The organism is Psychrobacter frigidicola (assembly GCF_007997305.1).
GTDB lineage: Bacteria > Pseudomonadota > Gammaproteobacteria > Pseudomonadales > Moraxellaceae > Psychrobacter > Psychrobacter frigidicola.
Genome location: NZ_VORZ01000002.1, coordinates 46,242 through 69,179, shown reverse-complemented (window position 1 = coordinate 69,179; position 22,938 = coordinate 46,242). Strand labels below are relative to the sequence as shown.

The 22,938-nt window shown below is 42.5% G+C and carries 17 protein-coding genes; 15 read left to right on the top strand and 2 right to left on the bottom strand.

Annotation, left to right across the window (positions count from 1 at the left end):
* Nucleotide 1: 1 nt before the first annotated feature.
* The 3 genes from nrdR (at nt 2) to ES754_RS06870 (ending at nt 2,821) form a co-directional block, all read left to right on the top strand.
* Nucleotides 2-469 carry a transcriptional regulator NrdR gene (gene nrdR / locus ES754_RS06880; RefSeq protein WP_147223462.1) on the top strand — a complete coding sequence of 156 codons (468 nt, stop codon included), beginning with the start codon at nt 2-4 and terminating at the stop codon, nt 467-469.
* Nucleotides 470-560: 91 nt separating this feature from the next.
* Nucleotides 561-1,616, top strand: a complete 1,056-nt coding sequence (ribD, locus tag ES754_RS06875; RefSeq protein ID WP_147223460.1) for a bifunctional diaminohydroxyphosphoribosylaminopyrimidine deaminase/5-amino-6-(5-phosphoribosylamino)uracil reductase RibD — start codon at nt 561-563, stop codon at nt 1,614-1,616.
* 521 nt (nt 1,617-2,137) lie between these two features.
* Nucleotides 2,138-2,821, top strand: coding sequence for a riboflavin synthase (locus ES754_RS06870; protein WP_147223458.1), 684 nt, complete (start codon nt 2,138-2,140; stop codon nt 2,819-2,821).
* Nucleotides 2,822-2,900: 79 nt separating this feature from the next.
* On the opposite strand, the gene ES754_RS06865 is transcribed toward ES754_RS06870, so the two are convergent.
* Complete coding sequence (locus ES754_RS06865) at nt 2,901-5,804, bottom strand: response regulator (protein ID WP_147223456.1); 2,904 nt, start codon at nt 5,802-5,804, stop codon at nt 2,901-2,903.
* 332 nt (nt 5,805-6,136) lie between these two features.
* On the opposite strand from ES754_RS06865, the gene fmt reads away from it, so the two are divergent.
* The 10 genes from fmt to ES754_RS06815 all read left to right on the top strand — a co-directional run bounded on the left by fmt (nt 6,137) and on the right by ES754_RS06815 (nt 18,153).
* Nucleotides 6,137-7,201 carry a methionyl-tRNA formyltransferase gene (fmt, locus tag ES754_RS06860; RefSeq protein WP_147223867.1) on the top strand — a complete coding sequence of 355 codons (1,065 nt, stop codon included), beginning with the start codon at nt 6,137-6,139 and terminating at the stop codon, nt 7,199-7,201.
* A gap of 101 nt (nt 7,202-7,302) precedes the next feature.
* Nucleotides 7,303-8,910 (top strand): transcription antitermination factor NusB, encoded by a 1,608-nt coding sequence (locus ES754_RS06855; RefSeq protein WP_147223454.1) that lies wholly within the window; start codon nt 7,303-7,305, stop codon nt 8,908-8,910.
* A complete protein-coding gene (locus ES754_RS06850) occupies nt 8,910-9,398 on the top strand; it encodes a hypothetical protein (RefSeq protein ID WP_147223452.1) in 489 nt (162 codons plus the stop codon). The genes ES754_RS06855 and ES754_RS06850 overlap by 1 nt, the downstream gene beginning before the upstream one ends.
* A gap of 134 nt (nt 9,399-9,532) precedes the next feature.
* Complete coding sequence (thrC, locus tag ES754_RS06845; protein WP_147223451.1) at nt 9,533-10,954, top strand: threonine synthase; 1,422 nt, start codon at nt 9,533-9,535, stop codon at nt 10,952-10,954.
* 319 nt (nt 10,955-11,273) lie between these two features.
* On the top strand, nt 11,274-12,371 hold the full coding sequence (locus ES754_RS06840) for a LysM peptidoglycan-binding domain-containing protein (RefSeq protein ID WP_201538807.1): 1,098 nt from the start codon (nt 11,274-11,276) through the stop codon (nt 12,369-12,371).
* A 79-nt stretch (nt 12,372-12,450) separates the two neighbouring features.
* Nucleotides 12,451-13,671 (top strand): DNA-processing protein DprA, encoded by a 1,221-nt coding sequence (gene dprA / locus ES754_RS06835; protein WP_147223447.1) that lies wholly within the window; start codon nt 12,451-12,453, stop codon nt 13,669-13,671.
* Between the two features lie 114 nt (nt 13,672-13,785).
* Nucleotides 13,786-14,445 (top strand): L-threonylcarbamoyladenylate synthase, encoded by a 660-nt coding sequence (locus ES754_RS06830; protein WP_147223445.1) that lies wholly within the window; start codon nt 13,786-13,788, stop codon nt 14,443-14,445.
* Nucleotides 14,446-14,578: 133 nt separating this feature from the next.
* Nucleotides 14,579-15,562, top strand: coding sequence for a TIGR01777 family oxidoreductase (locus tag ES754_RS06825; protein ID WP_147223444.1), 984 nt, complete (start codon nt 14,579-14,581; stop codon nt 15,560-15,562).
* Nucleotides 15,563-15,850: 288 nt separating this feature from the next.
* Nucleotides 15,851-16,954, top strand: coding sequence for a metallophosphoesterase (locus tag ES754_RS06820; protein ID WP_147223442.1), 1,104 nt, complete (start codon nt 15,851-15,853; stop codon nt 16,952-16,954).
* Nucleotides 16,955-16,986: 32 nt separating this feature from the next.
* Nucleotides 16,987-18,153 carry a metallophosphoesterase gene (locus ES754_RS06815; protein WP_147223441.1) on the top strand — a complete coding sequence of 389 codons (1,167 nt, stop codon included), beginning with the start codon at nt 16,987-16,989 and terminating at the stop codon, nt 18,151-18,153.
* 93 nt (nt 18,154-18,246) lie between these two features.
* Here ES754_RS06815 and ES754_RS06810 read toward each other — a convergent pair whose 3' ends face one another.
* Entirely contained in the window at nt 18,247-19,614 is a 1,368-nt protein-coding gene (locus ES754_RS06810) for an alpha/beta hydrolase (RefSeq protein WP_147223440.1), read from the bottom strand.
* Between the two features lie 505 nt (nt 19,615-20,119).
* On the opposite strand from ES754_RS06810, the gene grpE reads away from it, so the two are divergent.
* The gene (gene grpE / locus ES754_RS06805; protein ID WP_147223438.1) at nt 20,120-20,725 is read left to right on the top strand and encodes a nucleotide exchange factor GrpE; all 606 of its coding nucleotides are present in this window, start codon (nt 20,120-20,122) and stop codon (nt 20,723-20,725) included.
* Between the two features lie 220 nt (nt 20,726-20,945).
* Nucleotides 20,946-22,889, top strand: a complete 1,944-nt coding sequence (gene dnaK / locus ES754_RS06800) for a molecular chaperone DnaK (RefSeq protein ID WP_147223436.1) — start codon at nt 20,946-20,948, stop codon at nt 22,887-22,889.
* Nucleotides 22,890-22,938: the final 49 nt, after the last annotated feature.

Genomic DNA, 22,938 nt, shown 5'->3' with positions numbered 1-22,938 from the left:
AATGCACTGTCCATATTGTAATGCCTCAGAGACTAAAGTAATTGACTCACGGCTTGCAGCAGAAGGGGCGCAAGTACGCCGCCGCCGCGTGTGCAGTGGTTGCCAAGAGCGCTTTACTACCTTTGAGATGGTCGAAGTGGTGATGCCGCGTATTATTAAGTCTAGCGGAAAAATTGAGCCGTATGATAATGAAAAACTACGGCGCTCTATTCAGCTACCGCTACAAAAACGCCCGATTACTATCGATGAGCAAGAAGCGATGATTAGCCGCGTTGAGAAGCGGGTTCGGCAAATGGGTGAGCGCGAAATCAGTAGCAAAGTGTTAGGTGAGATTATCATGAGTGAGCTTAAGACCCTTGACGATGTTGCTTATGTGCGCTTTGCCAGTGTCTATCGCGACTTTCAAGACATAGACGCTTTTCATCAAGAAATCGCTAATATTCGCCCAACTGATAAAAACTTGCCTTAACTTTAAACTGGACGATAAGTGTCCAAAGTAAAGTTTTTGCTTATTACTTTCCTATCTATTCTCTGTTACTCCTCTATTAAGTGTGACTCTTATGCCAACTCCAAATCATGCCCAAGCTGCCCAAGACAGCTATTTTATGATGCTTGCTATCGAGCAGGCCAAACGTGGTCAGTACACGGCTAGGCCCAATCCAGCAGTAGGTTGTGTGTTGGTACAAGGTAGCGAGGTGGTTGGAGAAGGGTTTCACCCACAAGCAGGACAGCCGCACGCTGAAGTATTTGCACTAAAAGATGCTGGCGCGCAAGCAGTAGGCGCCACTGCTTATGTGACTTTGGAGCCTTGTAGCCACACCGGACGTACGCCGCCTTGTGCCCTTGCTTTAATCAATGCCGGAGTCAAACGAGTGGTTATTGCCGGACTTGACCCCAATCCGCAAGTGGCAGGAAGCGGGGTTAGCCTGTTACAAGAGGCAGGTATTGAGGTTAGCGTTGGTATATTAACGGCGCAAGCAGAAGCGCTCAATCGTGGGTTTTTAAAGGCGATGCGCACCCAAATGCCGTATGTACGCCTTAAAATAGCGACTAGCTTAGATGGGCGCACTGCCATGGCGACAGGGGAATCAAAATGGATTACATCGCCAGCGGCACGCGAGGATGTACAACAGCTACGCGCGAAAAGCGGCGCTATCATTACCGGCAGCGCCACCGTTATTTCCGATAATCCCCAGTTAAATGTACGCTCAACACAGTTGGGAGTAGTACTGGAGCAAATTCCCACCCCTATGATAATAGTGCTCGATAGGCGTGAGCGCTTAAGCCACGATTTGCAGTCTGATTATCACTTATGCCGCCATGCTGATACGATTTATTGGCGTGAAGATAATCTGCATGAGCTACTAAAAATGTTAGTCAGTAAGCATCAGTGTCATGAAGTATTGGTAGAAGCAGGTGCCAGCGTCGCCGGTAGTTTTTTAAGTCAGCAGTTAGTAGATGAGCTGATTGTCTATCAAGCACCTTGTGTGCTGGGGTCACAAGCGCGCGCTATGGTTGATTTTAATCCGTTATCGTTAGCGCAGCAGCTGCGCTTTGACTATCATAGCTTGGAAAAAGTTGGTACTGATATCAAGCTAACCTTACTACCTATCTAATTTTTCCTGATTTCCGTAAACCTTCTTTTCATAAATAGCCATTCACAATTGCTTGTGTATAAATTACTGTGCATAAGTGATGGGATATCCACAACAGTAGATATAGCCACTAGAATGTGGATAAGTAAGCTATTCAATAATAGGTTTCACATGAAACTGTGTATAACTTTTTATAATTATGTTTCACATGGAACATATAGATAAGCATTCTTTAAATTAATTATAAGATAACTATAATTATATCAGTAGTTTAGCTATATTTGAGTACGCTAATTCTTATATAAATTAAAAACTAAAAAGCTTGTGGATAACTCCCTAATAATAAGAGTTTTAGGTTGAAATAGAATAGATAGAGCTTAGTTATCCACAACTTATCCCCGCTATTCACTGTCTATATTGCTAGAATAACCAATACTAATGATTGATAGATTTTGTTATTGATATATCTAGGTAATGCTATGCTAGGAATATTAAATTTAAAGGCGCCCTTTACCACTATCGAATAATCATAAGAGGTTTGTATGTTCACAGGAATTATTGAAAGCGTAGGCAAAGTTAAGGCCATGCAGCCAGTTGGTGGTGATATCCGTCTAACTATCGAATCAGATAGTCTGGATTTTAGCGATGTATCACTAGGCGACTCGATTGCCTCTAATGGTATTTGCTTAACGGTAGTCGATATGGGCAGTAATTATTACGCGGTTGATGTTTCACGTGAAACTATCGCTCGTACGGCTCTAGAAGATTTAAAAGCGGGGCATATGGTCAATTTAGAAAAAGCTATGCTACCAACCACTCGTTTCGGTGGGCATATTGTCGCTGGACACGTTGATGGGGTCGGTATTGTGCGTAAATTACAGCAAGACGCGCGCTCTATTTATATTGAAATTGAGATTCCGCATGAGCTGGCGCACTATACTGCAACTAAAGGCTCGATTACGCTTGACGGCATTAGTCTGACTACCAATTTAGTGCGTGATAATATTGTTTGTCTTAATATTATTCCACATACCGCGAAAATTACTAATATTGCTAAGCATTGGCTAGTAGGTGACAAGGTTAATGTCGAGGTCGATATTGTGGCACGCTATTTGGAGCGTCTACTTAATAAGACTCAAAATGGCACCATGAATGCAGATACTATGACTAATCCGCACAGTCAACTTACCGAAGCTTTCTTAGCAGATAATGGCTTTATGAAGTAAAAGCCAGTTTACTTAATCTTAAAGTTTAGACTTTTTTTTAGTGCTAAATTATTGATGTTCTATGCCAAACAACCATAAGCTATTCTGTGCTTATAAATTGTTGTAATAGCGCTTGGAGCTTGTTTTTGTTAATGGGCTTGGTTAAAAACTCATCCATCCCAGCAGCAAGGCAAGCCTCGCGGTCTTCGTTACTGTTATTAGCGGTTAGGGCGATGATAGCGATATCGTCGCCTTGGCTACGGATAGCCTGCGTCGCTTGCAAACCATCCATAACCGGCATGCGGCAATCCATTAAAATCAGCGCAAACGCCTGCCGCTGCTCAGATAGTTTATCCAAAGCTTGCAGGCCATCTGCTGCGACTACACTGTCATACCCCAACTTGCTCAATAGCTTGCAGGTAATTTTTTGGTTGGTCAAATTGTCTTCTACTACTAAAATAAGTGGTTTGGGCGCGGCGTCTATTGGCGGCAAAGGAGTGGCATCTGCGCTCTTATCAGTTACAGGTTGTTTTTTATTATCACCACTATTAATTTTATTGTCTACGCCACTATTTTTAATATCGTCAGTAGCGAGCTCAATTTTTAAGGCTTTGAGTGTCGGTTGGGTTAAGCGTATCAGCTCTGACAATAACCTAGCAATATCTAGCGGCTTGCTCAAAAAACCATCGAATTTATCGAGTAAAGTAGAGGAGATGCCGCGCTCAGGCTTCATGCTCAGCAATATCTTTGGTAGCGTCGCTGATTGTACTAAGTCATAAAGGGCGGTATCCATACCGTTAAGCTCTATAGGATATACCGAGTTTAGTTGGTCAGGATAACGATTGTTTGTGGCTTCAAGAATATTAGCAATGTAGTACTCATAGTCGAGCAGTAATACTGGCGCATGGGTTTGCGGTTGTTGCGCAAGCTGATCGGTGAGTTGCTGCAATATATTCTCATCAAAACTGCTATAAATACTGGCACGAATGGATAAATGCTGACATAAGCGCTGTAAATAAATGGCGCTAATGGATTGATTGACGATAGCAATGAGGTGGATATGCTTTAGGTTGGCATGAAAATGATAAACCGGCTGATAAGTGGGCGATAAGCTAGGTAAATAAAGATGAAAGGTGCTGCCTAGCCCTTTTTCACTGGTCAGCTGAATAAAGCCGCCCAATAGCTGCGCAAAACTACTGGAGATAGCCAGACCGAGACCAGTACCGCCAAACTGCTGACTAATTTGAGGATTGGCTTGATTAAAATAGGCAAACAGTTGGCGATGTTCTGCTGAGTTAATTCCGATGCCGGTATCTTGTATACTAAAGTGTAACCAAGGCTGTTTATTATTGGTATTATCCAGACCTTGAGTATTGGGCTGAGGTGCTAACTGTAAATTAGCCTTAGCATTTAATGTGGTAGCTTTGCTGTTCTTAATAACCTGCTGCATTTGCTCATAACTAATGGGCTCGACGATGAGGGCGACATAGCCTGAAGTGGTAAATTTTACTGCATTGTCGAGTAGGTTTAGAAGGATTTGCCGTAAGCGGTTGCCGTCAGTGCTGATATAGCGCGGACAATCAGGCATAAAAAAGTATAAGAGCTCAAGACCTTGGCGGCGAGCACTACCGACCATCAAATCACTGACGTGTTGACTTACCTTAAAAATATCGACGGGTACATGAACAATATCTAGCTTGCCGGCCCCGATTTTTGCCATATCTAGCATATCATTGAGCATTGCCAGCATAGACTGGCTCGATTGCGTCAAAGTGGTAAGCACTTCTTGTTGTTTAGCAGATAAAGTTCGAGGTTCTATTAAGTCAAGCGTACCAATAATAGCATTTAAGGGGGTACGCAGCTCGTGTCCGATGATAGCTTTGAGTTGGGTTAGCTCTAGAACTTGCTTATCCAGCTGCTGGTTTTGTTGCTGTAGTTCCGTGTTTTGGGAAACCAGCTTGTCAATGTTATTAAACAGCGCTGTAAAACCGTGAATTTGATCATGTTCACCGAACCATGGGGTAATATGCAGCTGATAGGCTTGTTTGTCTTCCAAACCATACACCAACAAAGTGCGGGTGACTCGCTGCGCGTCTAGCTTTTGCAATTGCTGCTGGGTTGCTTTGTCGCTCCCGCTGACAAAATCAGTGAGCATATAAATGGTATCGCGCTGGAAAGAAGTGGTAAAAACTTGCTCAAAACGAGGATTAAAAAAACTGATGTGTCCTTGGCGCATAATCATCAGCATGGGTAGTGGGGCATGTTCAACCAAGCGCTCGAGGCGATGACTAAGCCTCTTAATGCGCCGATGCTTATTATGGAGCTGGTAGCTGATTCGTCCCAACGAATGGCCTAGGCGTAAAAACTCTGGCGTGCTTGTTGCTTCATCGAACGGTGGCGGGGTATAAGCGTCTTTAGCCGTTGCCATTAAGTTATCGGTATACTGCAGCAATTGTTCCCAATTAGCACGGCGCTTTAGCATATATAGCAGGGCAATAATAAATAGCATAATCGCTATTATTAAAGGGAGCCAATATTGGTATGAGACCCAGTTAATATCAATCGGCTGATGACGTAGAACAATATAGAGTTGTTGACCATTTTCGAGTTTGAGCATACCCGTCAAGTTGTGAGCGGTCAGCTTATAGGGTCTAGTTCTATCAGTATTCTGTGGCTCGATGTTAGGAAACGCGACCGTGGTAAATTTATGTTCACCCGGCTGCGTATAACGATATACGTAAGTTTGGCCAGAGGGCTGCATCAAAATCAGCTGATAACTGATGTTTTGAAAAAAAGGCTTGGTCAGTATATCCTCAATAGTATTCTCTGTTGTGTCTACATGTTCAGATAGTTCGTGCTTTATATCAGCAAAGACCGCTTGACTGTGTTCTTGTCTATTCGTGTTGAGCGTTAAAAATATCATGGCATAATACAAAACCAACATAATTAACAAGGTCAGGGTATAAAAGGCAAGCAAACGTTTTAATGACTGAAATTGTTGCATAGAACACAATCCTGTATCTGCCTACCAGTTATCTACTCATCACATTAGCATCTGCTTTCTACAGTCGCGGTCTAAAAGTAGCACAGCTTTACACCGACGTCTGCTAGAATGTGGTTTAAACTAAACTTTATAGGTTGTTTTTAATGACACCCGCCGATAGTAAGCTCAAATAAAGCCAAACGTTATTAGCCCAGCTTATTATGCTATATTGCTGGCATGGCACAGCTGCACAAATTTACCTATAATGTATCGATTGCTAACCCCTAATATACTGAAAACATATCAACAATATCTAGTATGGTGCTATAACTACAATGACTTCTGATTTAACTATGCCAACCGCTCCTTTATACAATCATTTGACTACTAATGGATTGCGTCCTTTACGCGTCGTATTTGCGGGCACACCTGAGTTTGCAGCGATAAGCCTTCAGGCACTTATCGCTCAGCAAGATGCGCTCAATATAGAAATAGTTGCAGTATATAGCCAGCCGGATCGCAAGGCAGGGCGCGGGCAAAAATTGTCTACCTCTGCCGTCAAAGCAGTGGCCTTGGCGCATGATATTCCCGTTGAGCAACCGGAGACCTTTAAAAAGTTAGTGACTGAAGGTATTGCTGCTAGAGAAACCTTACGCACTTATCATCCTGATGTGATGGTTGTTGCTGCTTATGGGCTAATTTTGCCGATTGGTGTCTTAACGATTCCAACTTATGGCTGCCTGAATATTCATGGCTCGCTATTGCCACGCTGGCGCGGTGCAGCCCCTATTCATCGGGCGCTATTAGCTGGAGATAGTAACACTGGCATTACGATTATGCAGATGGATAAAGGGTTAGACACGGGTGATATGCTCTATAAAGTTAGCTGTGCGATTAAAGCTGATGATAGCGCTGCTAGCCTCCATGATAAGCTGGCAGACCTAGGCGCGTCTGCTATTAGTACCGTGCTGCAAGACTTGGCCAGCTACCAAGCCCAAGCTAGCATACAAGATGACAGCGCTGCTAATTATGCTGAAAAACTTGTCAAAACTGAAGGCGCTATCGATTGGGCGCAATCTGCTGTCGTTATTGAAAGACAAATTCGCGGCTTAACCCCATGGCCTGGTGCTTATACTTTTTTAGACGGTCAACGGGTTAAAATTTTAGCCAGCTTGCCTGTTAATCACACCCAGCATACTGACAAGCCTGCTGGTACGGTTATTAGTGTTGGGCGTAAAGCTATTTTAGTTGCTTGCGGCGTTGACTATAATAAAAATGACAAACCTGATAATAATGACCAGCAAGCCAGTACGTTAGCGATAACTACTTTGCAATTCGCTGGTAGCAAGCCAGTGACAGCAGAGCAAATCTGTCATGGTAACCAGCTTAATGACGGCGACCAATTTACTAATATTTAAGTCAATGATTTAAATTAACGATTCAAACCTATAACTCAAATAAATTTTTCAAGTTAATCAGCTAACGCAAACGCCTTAACAGGCATAGGAAATTAAGTAATATGAGACAACCCGCAAACGCGTCCAACAGTCCTAGAAATAATAAGAATAAGCCATCAAGTAACTTAAAGATGGTGGGTAGTGTACGCGCGCGCGTCATTCGTACCTTACTGGCGATTCAAAACGGTCAGTCATTATCTAGTGTGCTTGACCCTTTATTAAACAGTCTGCATGAGGGTGATAAAGGCTTTGCCCATGCGCTATTATTGACCACTTTGCGTCAATGGTATGCGCTTGAGCGTCTACTCGATACCTTAGCAGATAATAATATCGATGAAGTTGAGGTGCGTACCACCATTCAAGTGGGGTTAACTCAGTTATTATATTTAGAAGTGGCTGACCATGCTGCCATTCATGAAACCGTCGAAGCGGTTAAAGAAATTGATTTTGCACATGCCTCTGGTCTCGTTAATGCGATTTTGCGTAAAGTGGTTAAGAACACCAACAAGTTCCGTAAAAAATGTGATAAAAACCATAGCTTGCCCAATTGGTTGGCCTATCAGCTGAAGCAAGATTGGAGTGAAGAATATCCAGCCCTGACTAAAGGCTTACGTCAGCCGGCACCAATGTTTTTACGCGTGAATAGCACTATTAATTCAGTGGATGCTTATCAAAAATCTCTAGTTGAGGCCGATGTTAGCGCTGACTTGGTTGAATTAGTCAGTGAGTTACAACTGCCAAATCTAGCCGATAATGAAACTGCCAATATAATTACTAGCATAATCACCCAATCGTTACGTTTAGAGCAAACGACAGCGGTTGCGGGTTTACCGTCATTTGCAGAGGGCGCTGCCAGTGTGCAAGACATGCATGCCCAGCTTGCTGCACCGTTAATTCATCAAGCGCTTATTAATAAAGGGAATGCTGATGCGCTTAAAAATGACGATGCTAACACTGCTGAGCTGCATATTTTAGATGCTTGTGCGGCTCCTGGCGGTAAGCTTGCCCATTGGTTAGAACTGTTAAATGCAGATAAGCAATCTGCATTGTTTCATGTGAAACAAAAAGACAGCACTGATGATAAAAATGCTGCTGCTAGTAAAGAGATAGATAGTCGTGCGATTCAGTTAACGGCTATTGATAATGAAGCACCGCGTATTACCCGCATTCATGAGAATTTAGAGCGTTTAAATTTAGAGAAATCTGAGCAAATTAATCTCAATATCGTTTGTACCGATGCGACAAGATGGCAAGGCATGGCTCAGTCTAAAAAGCAAAAAGCTGATAAGAACGCCCCTGTTTTTGATGCTATATTATTGGATTCGCCTTGTACCGCCACTGGTGTAATCCGTCGCCATCCTGATATCAGTCTGTTACGTGCTGAAGAAGATGTGGAGCAAACCGCCTCATTGCAAGCAGAAATCTTAGACAATCTATGGCCTCAAGTAAAAGTTGGCGGCTATTTGTTATATGTCACTTGCTCGATATTGAAGCAAGAAAATGTTGAGCAGATGCAAGCCTTTTTAAACCATCATACCAATGCTACCGCTATTGAATTTACTGAAGCCTGTAGCTGGGGTATCGCTCAAGAAGTCGGTCGTCAGTGCTTGCCAATAGACAGCGAAAGTGGTGACGGTTTTTACTATGCGTTGTTGCATAAGCAAAAATAGTGACGACTCAAGCTAAGAAGGTTTTAAATGACTTACAGCAATCACATGCAATGCTAGAAATCGAAAAAGATTATATAAAATTTCGGGTACTGTGGGTGGCTGCTATTACTCTTGCAAGAGCAGTAGGTCATATGCTAGATAAAGTTGACTCTAGACAGTCTGCCTCAATGAAAATTGTTATTGAGCAAAAATGGAAAAAACTTAAAGAAAATAAGAATAGAGAAGAAAATAAAATATTTTTTAACTTTATTGAGAATGGAAGAAATCAAATCCTAAAAGAATATGAATTTGGAATGCTATTTTCACCTACTGATTTAGTGGTTGAAAATGTAGATTCAGTTTTTGTAGCATCTACGATGGTTAGTTGCATATATATACCTTTTCAGGATGGTGTGTATGCAGGGGAAGATTGTCGAGACATTTTAGCTGAAGCTATTATATGGTGGAAAAAATACATAAATGAAATAGATGAGCAAGTAATGTATTAGTTCACCCATTTATATTATTTTTATCGTGTATTGATATAATTTTTCATGAGCGATAAACAGATTTTTTAATCTTTACTAGATAATTTAAATTAACTAAGCTAACAAGTAATCAGCAGAATGTATAAGAGGACACTATGAAATATATCAGTACCCGTGGACAAACCGCGCCGATGGACTTTAGCGATGTGCTATTAATGGGGCTTGCGCCAGACGGTGGCTTGATGCTGCCAGAGTATTATCCGCAGATTGACGAGGCAACCCTCACTGAGTGGCGCAGTCTTAGCTATCCACAGCTAGCGTTGGCAGTTATGCAACGTTTCGCCACTGATATTCCTTATGCTGACCTACAAGATATTGTTGAGCGTACTTATACCACTGACGTTTTCGGTCATGCTGATATTGTTCCAGTACGTAAGCTTGAAGATAATTTATATATTTTAGGATTATCAAACGGGCCGACCTTAGCCTTTAAAGATGTGGCCATGCAGTTCTTAGGTAATGCTTTTGAATATGTGCTCAAGCGTAAAGACGCTCGCATTACTATCATTGGCGCAACCAGTGGTGATACCGGCAGTGCAGCTGAATATGCGCTGCGCGGTAAGGATAATATCGAAGTGTTTATGCTATCACCGCATGGCAAAATGAGCGAATTTCAACGCGCGCAAATGTATAGCCTAACTGATGCCAATATTCATAATATCGCCATTGATGGTATGTTTGATGATTGCCAAGATATCGTCAAAGCCTTACAACAAGATGCTGAATTTAAAGCAGCCTATAATCTAGGCACCGTCAACTCCATTAACTGGGGTCGTATTTTGGCGCAAATTGTTTATTACTTTAAAGCCTATTTTGCCGTGACCAGCAGCAATGACGAGCAAGTGAGCTTTAGCATTCCATCAGGTAATTTTGGTAATATTTGTGCCGGACACATTGCGCGTGAAATGGGCTTGCCGATTGGGCGTTTAATCGTTGCCACCAATGAAAATGATGTACTTAATGACTTCTTTAATAAAGGCGCTTATCAGCCACGTCCAACTGCTAAAACCTACATTACCTCCAGTCCCTCAATGGACATCTCCAAAGCCTCTAACTTTGAGCGTTTTGTATATATGTTGCTAGATAAAGATAGCGTCCGCGTACATGAGTTGTTTGAAGGGGTGAAGTCAGGTCAAGGTTTCGACTTACCTGATTTGATGGAAGCAGTGAATTCGCGCTACGGCTTTGCGTCGGGTAAGTCAACTCATAGCGATCGTTTGCAAACTATAAAAGCGCTCTATGAGCAATATGGTGAACTCGTCGATCCGCATACTGCTGATGGGATTAAAGTGGCAAAAGAATTACAGCAAGCAGGCGAGATTATTATTTGTGCTGAAACCGCGCTGCCGGTGAAGTTTTCTGAGACTATCGTTGAAGCGATTGGTCAGATAGAAATTGAACGTCCCGCTCATACTGAAGGCTTAGAGGATTTAGCGCAGCATGTCGTCATTCTAGATAATGATGCTGAACTAGTCGCGGAACAAATCCGTCAGCATGTAAAAGCAAATGTAGCTTAAATTTTAGAAGTTTATTTTATATAAAGGGCCTTGTTTCACGTGAAACAAGGCCCTTTTTTAGTGACAGAAATCTCAGCAAAATAAATAACGGGTCGATAGTTATTCCGTTAACTAATTTGGCTCTAATAAAGGTTACGCTTTTGTAAAAAAGTGTTTAATATTGTGCTATGGTTCATATCTTTATAAAGTCTGAAAGTAGTAGCTGGTCACTATAATTCAAACATTGTTATGGGCATAAGCTTCAGTATACCTAATATGTTCTGTAAGTAACTAACGACAACAATGCCAGCGCCAACCCTTACCCGTTATGGATATGATAATGAAAATAAGCTTAAATGTCATGGCGAAAGCGCTGCTAATGACCGCCTTTAGTAGTGTGCTGCTGATGACTACTGCACACGCTAATAATCCACCGCCAACCATCAAGGCAGATGCTCCCAACCGTTATACGGTAAAAAAAGGCGATACGTTATGGGATATATCAGGGCGTTATTTAGACAGCCCATGGCGCTGGAAAGAGATTTGGGCAACCAATAAACAAATCAAAAATCCCAATCTTATTTATCCTAATGATATTCTTATCTTATGTGTGATAAAAGGACAGACGCTGATTGGTGTGGATACGGGTGAAGGCTGTGCGGGTGTTGAGAAACAATTAACCAGTAACGTGGTTGCTAGCACTGTTGCTATTACTTCCACTGCTAATAGTATTCCGGCGATTCCGTGGACGGCTATTCAGCATTGGCTCGACAAGACTCTCATCGTTAATCCGAAAGATTTTAATACGACCCCTTATGTATTGGCCTCCAAAAATCGCAACTTAATTACGGGCAGTGGTGATAAGATTTATGCTAAAGGCGTGCCGCTTATCGTGGGTCAGCGCTACGGCGTTTACCGTAAAGGTGAGCTATATGTTGAGCCAAAAACCCAACAAGTTATTGGGCTTGAGGTCACGCAAGTAGCGACTGGATTGGTGACCAGTGTTGAAAGTAATGGCGTGACCAGCTTACAGTTGACTGAGTCTTATGGCAAAGAAGTGCGTGAAGGCGATCGAGTATTTGTAGAGTTGGATAATTCCATTCCGCCAGTATTTTATCCGACCCCAGCGACGGTGAATCGCGGCGGTATGATTATACGGGTAATGGACTCTATCAGTTCTGCTGCACGTGGTAGCGTGGTGGCAGTGAATTTAGGTCGCAATCAGGGCGCAAAGCCTGGCGCGGTATTAACGGTTTATCAAAAAGGGCCATTAGTCCGTGATGTCATCGATAATGACATGCCTGTGCGCCTGCCAAGTGAGCCTTCTGGAATGGTGATGATATTTAATACCTTTGATGACATCAGCTATGCATATGTACTGAACTCAGAATTACCGCTTAATGTCGGTGATCAACTGTTGCCACCGCCTTATTTATAACCCTTAAAATTATGAGCAACTATTTTATAAATAGTGATAAGACCTAGCAAGGGATAACCTTTTTTATGAGCAGACGACTATGACGGTATTACCACCTACTTTATCGGACGAACAGCGCGCGATATTGGCGCTATGGTATGAGGTAAATGCGTCATTATCGGCTTATCATAAGCTGATCACTGCTTTTGGTAGCGCTCAGCAAGCATGGTCTGCTAAGGTCGGTGCATGGCAGCAGTCGGGTATTCATCACAGCCATCTTAAACGTCATGAAGAGCCGCAGCAAACCCTTGAGAGCATCGATAATATTGAGCAGGCGTTACAGGCTGGGAAGTATCAGTTACTGTTTGCTGACCAGCCTGAGTTTCCTGCGCAGTTATCACAAATATTTGATCCACCGCCGCTATTATTCTGCCGAGGTAATATAGCGCGATTACAGCAAGCGCAAATTGCGATTGTCGGTAGCCGCAAGCCTACCACCCATGCCCAAAAAATTACTTTTGATATGGCGCAATATTTGGCGCAGGTAGGTTATGTCATTACTAGTGGGCTTGCGTTGGGGGTGGATAAACGCGCGCATCTTGGCGCGTTAGCCCAGACAGATCCTGAGTATCAAGGGCGTACCATTGGGGTCATGGGAACCGGTATTGATGTCTGTTACCCCAACCATCATGACCAGCTTTTTACCCAAATTATTGAGGAAGGTGGCTGCCTTATCAGTGAGCTATTACCGCATACTCAGCCCCATAAGCATACTTTTCCACGGCGTAATCGCTTGGTTGCGGGCCTAAGCTTGGCAACGATTGTCACCGAAGCGACTATTAAAAGCGGTTCACTGATTACCGCAAGGCTCACATCTGAGCAAGGCAAGCAAGTCTTTGCGGTTCCAAGTCATATCGATAACACTAATGCTGAAGGCTGTCATCATCTGATACGTGAAGGCGCCACCTTAATCTATCATCCTGAACAAGTGCTTGATGATGTTAACGTACAACTTCGCACGCCTTCTATTAAGCCTAAGAATAATGGGCCTACAGATAATTCACCCCAGCAATCAGTAGACACTTTATCTCAACCTAACGCTAAGCCTCTAACTAGTAGTCAGCAACCTAGCGTGGCTATTCCTATGCCAGTATCTAAACATTTAATAGCTGTCTACGAACAGCTTGATTGGCATGGTCAAGATTTAGATGCTTTACTGGTGTCCACAGGACTTGCGCCACCAGAATTGATTGGGCAGCTTATGGAACTTGAGCTGTCGGGTACAATTAGTGTACAAGGTGGACGTTATTTGCGCGTCTAAATAACAGACATATTTAGATAGTTATTCGGTTTGATATTTCTCAATTATGTCACTTAACTCAAATTTTATTTGTGGTCTGTGTTCTCTTCTTTAGCTTACTTAATTTATCATTTTATGAAAATATCCACACCTCAAACACCTTGTTTAACGACTGATTCCATCATAGAAGCAGCAGAATGGCTCAGCGCAGGGAATCTGCTTGCGTATCCTACTGAGAGCGTTTGGGGTATTGGCTGTGACCCTTTTAATGAATCGGCTGTGCAACAGTTACTAGCCATTAAACAACGTCCAGTAGACAAAGGGATGATTGTAATTACTGATGATACTGAACACATTGCGCCCCTGTTAAATAGTTTAAACAGCACACAGCGAAAAGTTGTTCTCGACAGCTGGCAGCTACCGCTAGATACAGCCAACAGCCAAGCACATACCTGGCTATTACCGTTATCCAAGCTAGAATCTGAGCCACTTACCGTCCAGATTCCAGCGTGGATAACCGGTGCCCATAACAGCGTAGCGGTACGCGTCACCGCTCATCCACTCATTCAGCAGTTGTGCGCGCAACTCGTGTCCGCTTTTAATCCTTATGGCTTTATCGTCTCAACCAGCTGTAATCCATCAGGACAGCCGCCAGCGCTGTCTTTAGCTCAAGCACAGACTTATTTTGCAGATAATACTTACGCTGCTAAAGTTGGTTACCTACAAGGTGATACCTTGGGATACCAGCTGCCAAGCCAAATCAATGATGCATTAACGGGACAAATAATCCGATAATATTCAATCTAGTGTCATTGCATCACTCCCTCATAGTATTAATTGTCAGTCCCTACAATTGCCCTCTTGTTTTTGTATCGTATTTTTTGCCACACTACTAAGGATGCTATAAAAAATATAAGGATAATAAGTGATGAATATTTTAATCAGTGGCGGATCGGGGTTTTTAGGTAGTGCTTTTAGTGACGAGATGCTCAAGCGTTACCGCACGCAAAATAAAGACTTGCATATCACTTGGCTCACGCGTGACAGCAGTCAAGTGCGGCCTGATAATATTAGTATGATGACTTATGATGAGCTGGCTAGGACTGAGCAAAGCTTTGATGTGATATTAAATCTGGCGGGTGCTGGTATTGCCGACTCGCGCTGGAGTGATGAGCGCAAAAAACAGCTGCTTGCCAGTCGGGTTAAGCCGACAGAGTCATTATTATCGTTTATAGAACGTCATCCTATTAAGCCTAAATTACTGGTCAGCGGTTCAGCTATTGGTTGGTATGGTACTCAAGGTGATAAATCTTTGACCGAAAGTAGTACTTTTCAGACTGATTTTTCGCATCGATTATGCGAGGAATGGGAACAGCTTGCGTTAAAAGCTACTGACTATGGCGTACCCGTTGCCATTATGCGTACCGGCGTAGTCATCCATCCTGACGGCGGCATGCTTGGTAAACTACTAACCCCGTTTAAGATGGGAGTCGGTGGACAGTTGGGCGACGGCAAACAAGTTATGAGCTGGGTTAGCCGCGATGATTGGGTAGGAGCAGCTATTTTTATTATAGAACAGCATCTTTCTGGAAAAAATAACAGTCAGCAGCATAGTGGCTCAAATACCAATGACAATACATTGAAAATGCCAAATGACACGCTAGCTGCAGTATATAACCTTACTGCTCCTAACTCAGTGACCAATCATACTTTTACTAAAGACGTTGGCGCATGGCTACATCGTCCTACTTTTTTTACGCTGCCAACCCCTTTGTTAAAATTAATGTTTGGTGAGATGTCGACACTATTAATTGACGGACAAAAGGTAGTACCACAAGCGTTACTTGATGCAGGTTATGAGTTTAAGCAGCCAACACTTGAGCAAGCGCTAAAAGGGCAAGTCGTAAAATAAAAAAAATACTTATAAAGTTTCACGTGAAACAAAAAAGGGGCTAATAAAAGGCACTGATAACTAGTGAATAGGCATTATAGTTGTAGAGCTGAAGACAAAATTATTATTAGGATAAGATGAGTTGTATGTCAACTAGCCTTTTGATTTATATTGATGCTTTATTACGAAATGTCTTGAGTACATGAAATCAATTAAAAAATCTTAATCAATAAAATACTCAATCCATATAGTTAGTTGCATAGTTTTAGCCTAAGATGGGCTAGTTTTTGATAATTAGACCTATTTATAATGCTTAAATTTATTGTTACTACTCAAGTATTGGCACTATCCACCAGTGCTGCCTTATACTGGCTACTACGAATAAAGCGTCGGCGTCATATCATCGTGGTCGTATCAGCTGTTGTTATTATTAATAATATAGTGCTGATATACGGGCTAAGTGCGTTCCGTAATGACCGTTTTGGTGTCTATTTAGTTATAAATATTCTGCAAGGCTTCATGATTTATGCTGCAATAATTACGTTAATTGTAGCATTAACTTATTATGGATTGTTTAGGCAACCACGTGTGCCCCACATCATACGGGCAGTTGCTATATTGAGCTATATCGGTATTGTGGGCTTGGCGGTATTCAACACGTATTCACCAGTGGTACATCGTTTGACCGTGACAACAGATAAGCCTTTAGATAAGCCTTTGACTATGGCTTTAGTGTCGGATACCCATTTAGATAGATGGTTTGGTAATCGGCAGTTGGATAAATTAGCGAGTCTCGTTGAGGCGCAAAATGTCGATGTGGTGCTGTTAGCGGGTGATATTATGAATGACAGCACCTATTATTATGATAAGACCAATATGCGTGAGCATTTAGAAAAATTGCGCGCGCCGCTCGGGGTTTATGCGGTATTGGGCAATCATGATTACTCAGGCAATCATGTAGCGATTGCGTCAGCGGTTGAGCGCGCGGGGATACAGGTCATTGATAATAAAAGTGTGTTATTAGATGACGCCGTATGGCTGGTTGGACGCTCAGATGAAACTGATCTTGGTCGTCCTATAGCAAAAGATTTACTGACGCAGGTTGACACCAAGAAGCCAGTGATAATTTTAGAGCATAATCCCTCGGAAATTGAGATAATTAGCACATTGCCAATTGATTTGCATCTATCTGGCCATACCCATGGTGGGCAAATATTTCCGTTAACGGAACTGATGAAGATGTTTATGCCATTAGTTTATGGTGCCAAGAAAATTGCTGGCACACAGTTTTTGGTGACCTCGGGTTACGGCTTTGGAGCCGTACCGTTTAGATTGGGAACGCGGTCTGAGATTTGGGTGGTGACTCTACAATCTACAGAGTCATCTACATCTGCAGAGCAATTAGCTGATTAATTATTCTCAATAAAATAGCTTTAGGAATGTCCATGCGCTACGGATTTATTATTACCATTATTGCGCTACTACAGCTGTTTAGCTTAGGCGCAGCGTTGAGTTTGCAATGGTGGTTGCAGCCATGGATAGCATTCATGCCGATCTTACCGACAGCAATATTTTCTGTAGTATTTGTAATCAGCAATGGCCTGTTACTGCTAAGTGTTAGCAAGTTACTGGCTAATAGTTACCGATGGGTGAGTGGCTGGATGCTAATCATGCATTTCATGATACTGACGGCTGTCTTGACCAGTGTATTGTATGGGGGTTATTGGTTAATTGGTATGTTCGCTGGTGATGTCTTTAGTACTCCAGAAATGGTCGGGTTTGGACTACGAGCATGCGCTTTGCTTATTTTTATAGGTCTGTTTATTTATAGCTTATATAGCGCTTACGTGCCCGTGGTGCGTAAGCAAGTTATTAATATTAATAAGCCCATGCAGGGGCAACTGCGCATTGCAGTGGCTAGCGATTTGCATCTAGGGAGGCTGTTTGGTAGCAGCGCTATTGATAGGCTGAAGCGTCTGCTCATTAAAACTAAAGCGGATATCCTGCTGATGCCAGGGGATATTATGGATGACAATACCAAAGCATTTACGACTTATGATATGACGACAAATTTAGCTGAATTATGCAAAAGTCTACCATATGGCGTTTATGCCACATTAGGAAATCACGATTTATATGGTCATGAAAAAAGTATCAGTAATGCTTTACGCGACTCTGGTGTGCAGTTATTAAACGACGAACTCACACGCTTAGAGCATCAAGGCCAACCGATTTGGTTAGTCGGTCGCTTTGATAACCATAAACGCCAGCGCGTAATGACTACTGAGCTACTGGCTCAAGTCAATATCAGTGAGCCCGTGATACTGTTGGATCATCGCCCTAGCGATATTATTGAGCACAGTGCGCTGCCGGTAGATTTGCAGGTCTCGGGACATACTCATAACGGGCAAATATTCCCCGCTAACTTTATTGTTAATGCTATTAATCGCTTGGGTTATGGGTATGAGGCTATTGGACAAGGTCATTTTGTGGTGTCGTCCGGCTATGGTTTTTGGGGCATACCCTTTCGCTTAGGCTCACGCTCTGAGATTTGGCTAATCACGTTGACGGGTACAGAAACTATGCCTACTACCAGCATTCGCCAGTCTTAAAAATTATTAACAGGAACCAAGTTTAAGTACTTTTAATTCTTACTACAAATACTGACTACCATAAATAACGGCCTCTAATCTTAATCTTATTTTTTATTCCGTCGGCAATACGCTGACTTCTGTGCTAATAACCTCTCCTACAAACTTGGCAAACTGATTAATAACATAGTCCGTCTTGCGCCCAAGCTCTGCATTTATACTCATTAAATGAATGAACCCATGTGGCGCCCCAATGACGGTATGACTCTGAACAAGGATACCTTTTTTTTGTAGTTGCGCAGCATAAGCCAACGCCTCGTCTCGTAAAATATCCAATTCAGCAGCCACTATATAGCTTGGACACATGTGTGTGTTATTGCCATGCATAGGCGATACAAGGGTATGCGAGCGTGGCAATACGCTGTGCTGCATGTAAGCGCTATCAAACACTTCGATATCATCGTGGTCAAGCAATAACCCTTGACCATATAAAGCCCAGCTTGGATAGTCTGTTGCGATGTCGGTCACAGGATATAAAGATAACTGTGCTAGCGGACGCGGTAAATCTTGCAACCTACTTATAAAGCTGTTATCGGCAATATCATCTTCACCAAGACCTTGCCATTGGGTTTTACTCGGTTCGGTAACTTGCTGAGATGTTAAAATAGCAAGACAACCGCCTGCGCTATCACCCGCTAATACGATGCGTGAAGGTGGCGCACCCAAAGTTTGACAGTGTTCGGCTAACCAAGCATAAGCTGCTAAGCTGTCTCTAAGTGCCGTCGGCGCAGGATATTCGGGCGCTAACCGATAGTCAACGCTGACCACCGCCCAGCCAGTTTGCGCACAAACTCTATGGCAAAACTCATGATGCGTATCGATATTACCGATACAGAATCCACCACCATGAAAAAACAGCATCACTATTTTATCAGTGCTTCGCTTAACATTGCTTTGCTGATTACTATCTCGTGCTCGATAACAGCGAATCGCCATATCATCACCATCAGCGTTTGTAATAGTCTTATCCTGCCAACTGACCCCCAATTGTTTTACTAACCCATTTCTTCTATTTTTCGATTTAAAACTAATATTAGTCCTAGTGTTATTATTAACGCCAACGTTAGACTGTTGCCATACTTTTGGGTCTTGCATCGCTACTACATCAGTCGCGAATCTATGCCGTAATTCTACCAGCTGATTTATGTTGAGGGGGCGCTTGAGCTTACTACTAATAGCAAGAATCAAACGTAGATGAGCATCAGCGTGCTTATATTGCTTAGCATTAGGAGCATCTAGATAATCATTAAGGCGCTCAAGCAGCGGTGTTGGCAGCCTCCCTAATGCTTTTAGTACATAATATAGTTGGTGCAGCTGATAGGATGACCTTTTTCCAGCAGTTGAATGAGGCGTAGTCATTTTTACAGTCTTTACCACTTTTGTTACCAGTGCCTGTAATGAGGGTATGGGTAAAATAGGCATAACACCCCTTATCGTTTCAAAGTCATATTTTTAAAATAATCGGTTCAAAGTCAGTTTTAGCCAGTAGTGGACAGCCATTATTTTATGTAACCTCATCATAAAAGTTAGACTGCAAAAAGTTAAGTAGGTCTCGGTGACAAAACCGTAACCGACATGACGTTTCTTTAGCTAGTTATGTTGTGCTATTTTTAAGCGTACTATTTTCTACAAGTGTCATTAATAGCACTTATATATACTATTAATTTTACTTAAAGCAAAAATTCATCATAGTTAGGCTTGAAATTTAGTCTCATCACCTTTATCAAGCAGCTATTGAATCTGTTTATTAAAAGCAGCCATACAGCTGCAAAAATTGCAAAAAAGTTTAAACGGTCAATAAATATCTACCATGACCGATCTCGTTTTAAATTGAAAAATGTCTACTAAGACTCATTATTAAGAGTCGGCATTAAAATCCATTATTAAAACCCCCAATAAGACCTATTAAAAATCCTAAGGAGTTATCATGAGCGAGCAAACCCCAAACCACGAATTTGACACTGAAAATCCAAAAGCGGCACAAAGTAACATTGATCGTAATGAAAGTATCTTAGAAGAAACGATTGATGAGTTTAATCCAGAAGTTAATTCAGGTGCGAATGAAACCATTGAAAATGAGATCGATATTAATGCTTTTGAAGCCCGTATTGCAGAGCTAGAAGGTGAAGTGAAGCAAGCCAAAGAAAGCACCGCTCGTGCCAATGCAGAGACGTATAATGCGCAAAAACGTATCGAACAAGAAGCGGATAAAAGTAAAAGATTTGCTCTACAAAAATTTGCCAAAGAGCTATTAGAAATCGTTGATAACCTAGAGCGTGCGGTTGAAAATGCAGACGCCAATGATCCGGTCACCGAAGGGGTCATGCTCACCCATAAGGCGCTCTTAGCCGTATTGAATAAAAATGGTGTCGCTGTAGTCGATCCCCAAGGTGAGAAGTTCGATGCTGATTTTCATGAAGCGGTGGGTATCGATCCAGAAGCTGAAGCGGATACCGTTGGTACCGTATTGCAGAAAGGCTACAGCTTAAATGGTCGTTTATTGCGCCCCGCCATGGTACGTGTTGGTCAGTAAACCTTGCCATCGGCAAGGGTATTCACAAAACTTCACACAAAATGAAAATATTTACGCTGGCATAGACTTGAAAAAACGACAACGTAAACCGATATAAAGCAACAAGTGACCAGTTATGGTCCGGTAAGTCTAGTTTGGTACGATGCAATAAGTATCGCTAGCAGCCACTATAAATAGTAATTTATACAAATTAACTTAAAATAAATTGGAGCAATTGATTATGGGTAAAGTAATTGGTATTGATTTAGGTACAACTAACTCATGTGTGGCGGTACTTGAAGGCGATAAGGTTAAAATTATTGAAAACGCTGAAGGCACACGTACAACGCCTTCAATCGTTGCTTATAAAGATGATGAAATCTTAGTCGGTCAATCAGCTAAGCGTCAAGCAGTCACCAACCCAAACAATACTTTATTTGCCATTAAGCGTTTAATCGGCCGTCGTTTTGATGACAAAGTCGTGCAAAAAGACATCGGTATGGTGCCTTATAAAATCGCCAAAGCTGATAACGGTGATGCATGGGTTGAGATTAACGGTAAAAAATTAGCGCCACCACAGGTGTCTGCTGAAATCTTGAAAAAAATGAAAAAAACGGCTGAAGACTATCTTGGTGAAAGCGTTACTGAAGCAGTCGTTACCGTCCCTGCTTACTTTAATGACTCACAGCGTCAAGCCACTAAAGATGCGGGTAAAATTGCGGGTCTTGATGTAAAACGTATTATCAACGAACCAACGGCTGCGGCACTTGCTTATGGCATGGACAAAAAACAAGGCGATAGCGTTGTTGCCGTTTATGACTTAGGTGGTGGTACTTTTGATGTATCAATCATTGAAATCGCTGACGTTGATGGTGAGCAGCAGTTTGAAGTGTTGGCAACCAACGGTGATACGTTCCTTGGCGGCGAAGACTTTGACTCAGCATTGATTGATTTCTTGGTCACTGAATTCAAAAAAGACCAAGACGTGAATCTAAAAGGTGACTCTCTTGCGATGCAGCGTCTAAAAGAAGCAGCAGAGAAAGCAAAGATTGAGTTATCAAGTGCCCAAAGTACGGAAGTAAACTTGCCGTATATCACCGCTGATAGCAGTGGTCCTAAGCATTTGGTCGTCACTATCAGCCGCTCAAAACTTGAAAGCCTAACGGAAGAATTGGTTCAGCGCACCATGGGCCCCTGTAAAATTGCCCTTGAAGATGCTGGTCTAAAAGCAGGTGACATTGATGACGTTATCTTGGTTGGTGGTCAGACTCGTATGCCACTAGTACAGCAAAAAGTACAAGACTTCTTCGGTCAAGAGCCACGTAAAGACGTGAACCCTGACGAAGCAGTCGCCGCCGGTGCAGCGATTCAAGGTGCGGTATTGTCTGGCGAAAAAACAGACGTATTGCTACTTGATGTGACGCCACTGACCCTTGGTATCGAAACAATGGGTGGCATCTTGACGCCAATCATTGAGAAAAATACTATGATTCCAACTAAGAAATCACAGGTATTCTCAACGGCTGAAGACAACCAACCAGCGGTTAGTATTCAGGTGTATCAAGGCGAGCGCAAAATTGCGAACCAGAATAAACAGCTTGGTCGTTTTGACTTGACGGACATTCCACCAGCACCACGTGGTTTGCCACAAATCGAAGTAAGCTTTGACATCAACGCTGACGGTATCATGAATATCTCAGCGACTGATAAAGGTACTGGTAAAGCGCAAAGTATCCAAATTAAAGCAGATTCTGGTTTGTCGGACGAAGAAGTTGAACAAATGATTCAGGATGCTGAAGCCAATGCTGCTGAAGATGAGAAATTTGCCAATCTAGCGCAAGTGCGTAACGAAGCAGATGGTCGTATCCACGCGGTACAAAAAGCACTAAAAGATGCAGAAGATAAAGTGACTGAGGATGAGAAATCATCGGTAGAAACGGCTATCTCTGAGCTTGAAGCGGCTGCTAAAGAAGACGACCATGAAGAGATTAAAGCCAAGCTTGAAGCGTTAGACAATGCTTTCTTACCAGTCAGCCAAAAAATCTACGCGGATACCGGTGCGGGTGCTGAAGGCATGGATCCAAACCAGTTCCAACAAGGTGCGGATAATGCAGGCGAAAACAATCAAGCAGACGACGATGTGGTTGATGCTGAATTCACTGAAGTTGACGAAGATAAAAAATAATACTGCTAATAAGTAGTTAAGTTAAAAAACGCACCTTTCGGGGTGCGTT

Coding starts and splice junctions, on each gene's coding strand:
- ribD (WP_147223460.1), top strand. CDS start 561: ATGCCAACTCCAAATCATGCCCAAGCTGCCCAAGACAGCTATTTTATG.
- ES754_RS06865 (WP_147223456.1), bottom strand. CDS start 5,804: ATGCAACAATTTCAGTCATTAAAACGTTTGCTTGCCTTTTATACCCTG.
- dprA (WP_147223447.1), top strand. CDS start 12,451: ATGACGGTATTACCACCTACTTTATCGGACGAACAGCGCGCGATATTG.
- ES754_RS06830 (WP_147223445.1), top strand. CDS start 13,786: ATGAAAATATCCACACCTCAAACACCTTGTTTAACGACTGATTCCATC.
- ES754_RS06810 (WP_147223440.1), bottom strand. CDS start 19,614: ATGCCTATTTTACCCATACCCTCATTACAGGCACTGGTAACAAAAGTG.
- ES754_RS06825 (WP_147223444.1), top strand. CDS start 14,579: ATGAATATTTTAATCAGTGGCGGATCGGGGTTTTTAGGTAGTGCTTTT.
- ES754_RS06840 (WP_201538807.1), top strand. CDS start 11,274: ATGAAAATAAGCTTAAATGTCATGGCGAAAGCGCTGCTAATGACCGCC.
- thrC (WP_147223451.1), top strand. CDS start 9,533: ATGAAATATATCAGTACCCGTGGACAAACCGCGCCGATGGACTTTAGC.
- ES754_RS06855 (WP_147223454.1), top strand. CDS start 7,303: ATGAGACAACCCGCAAACGCGTCCAACAGTCCTAGAAATAATAAGAAT.
- dnaK (WP_147223436.1), top strand. CDS start 20,946: ATGGGTAAAGTAATTGGTATTGATTTAGGTACAACTAACTCATGTGTG.
- grpE (WP_147223438.1), top strand. CDS start 20,120: ATGAGCGAGCAAACCCCAAACCACGAATTTGACACTGAAAATCCAAAA.
- ES754_RS06815 (WP_147223441.1), top strand. CDS start 16,987: ATGCGCTACGGATTTATTATTACCATTATTGCGCTACTACAGCTGTTT.
- ES754_RS06870 (WP_147223458.1), top strand. CDS start 2,138: ATGTTCACAGGAATTATTGAAAGCGTAGGCAAAGTTAAGGCCATGCAG.
- fmt (WP_147223867.1), top strand. CDS start 6,137: ATGCCAACCGCTCCTTTATACAATCATTTGACTACTAATGGATTGCGT.
- ES754_RS06820 (WP_147223442.1), top strand. CDS start 15,851: ATGCTTAAATTTATTGTTACTACTCAAGTATTGGCACTATCCACCAGT.
- nrdR (WP_147223462.1), top strand. CDS start 2: ATGCACTGTCCATATTGTAATGCCTCAGAGACTAAAGTAATTGACTCA.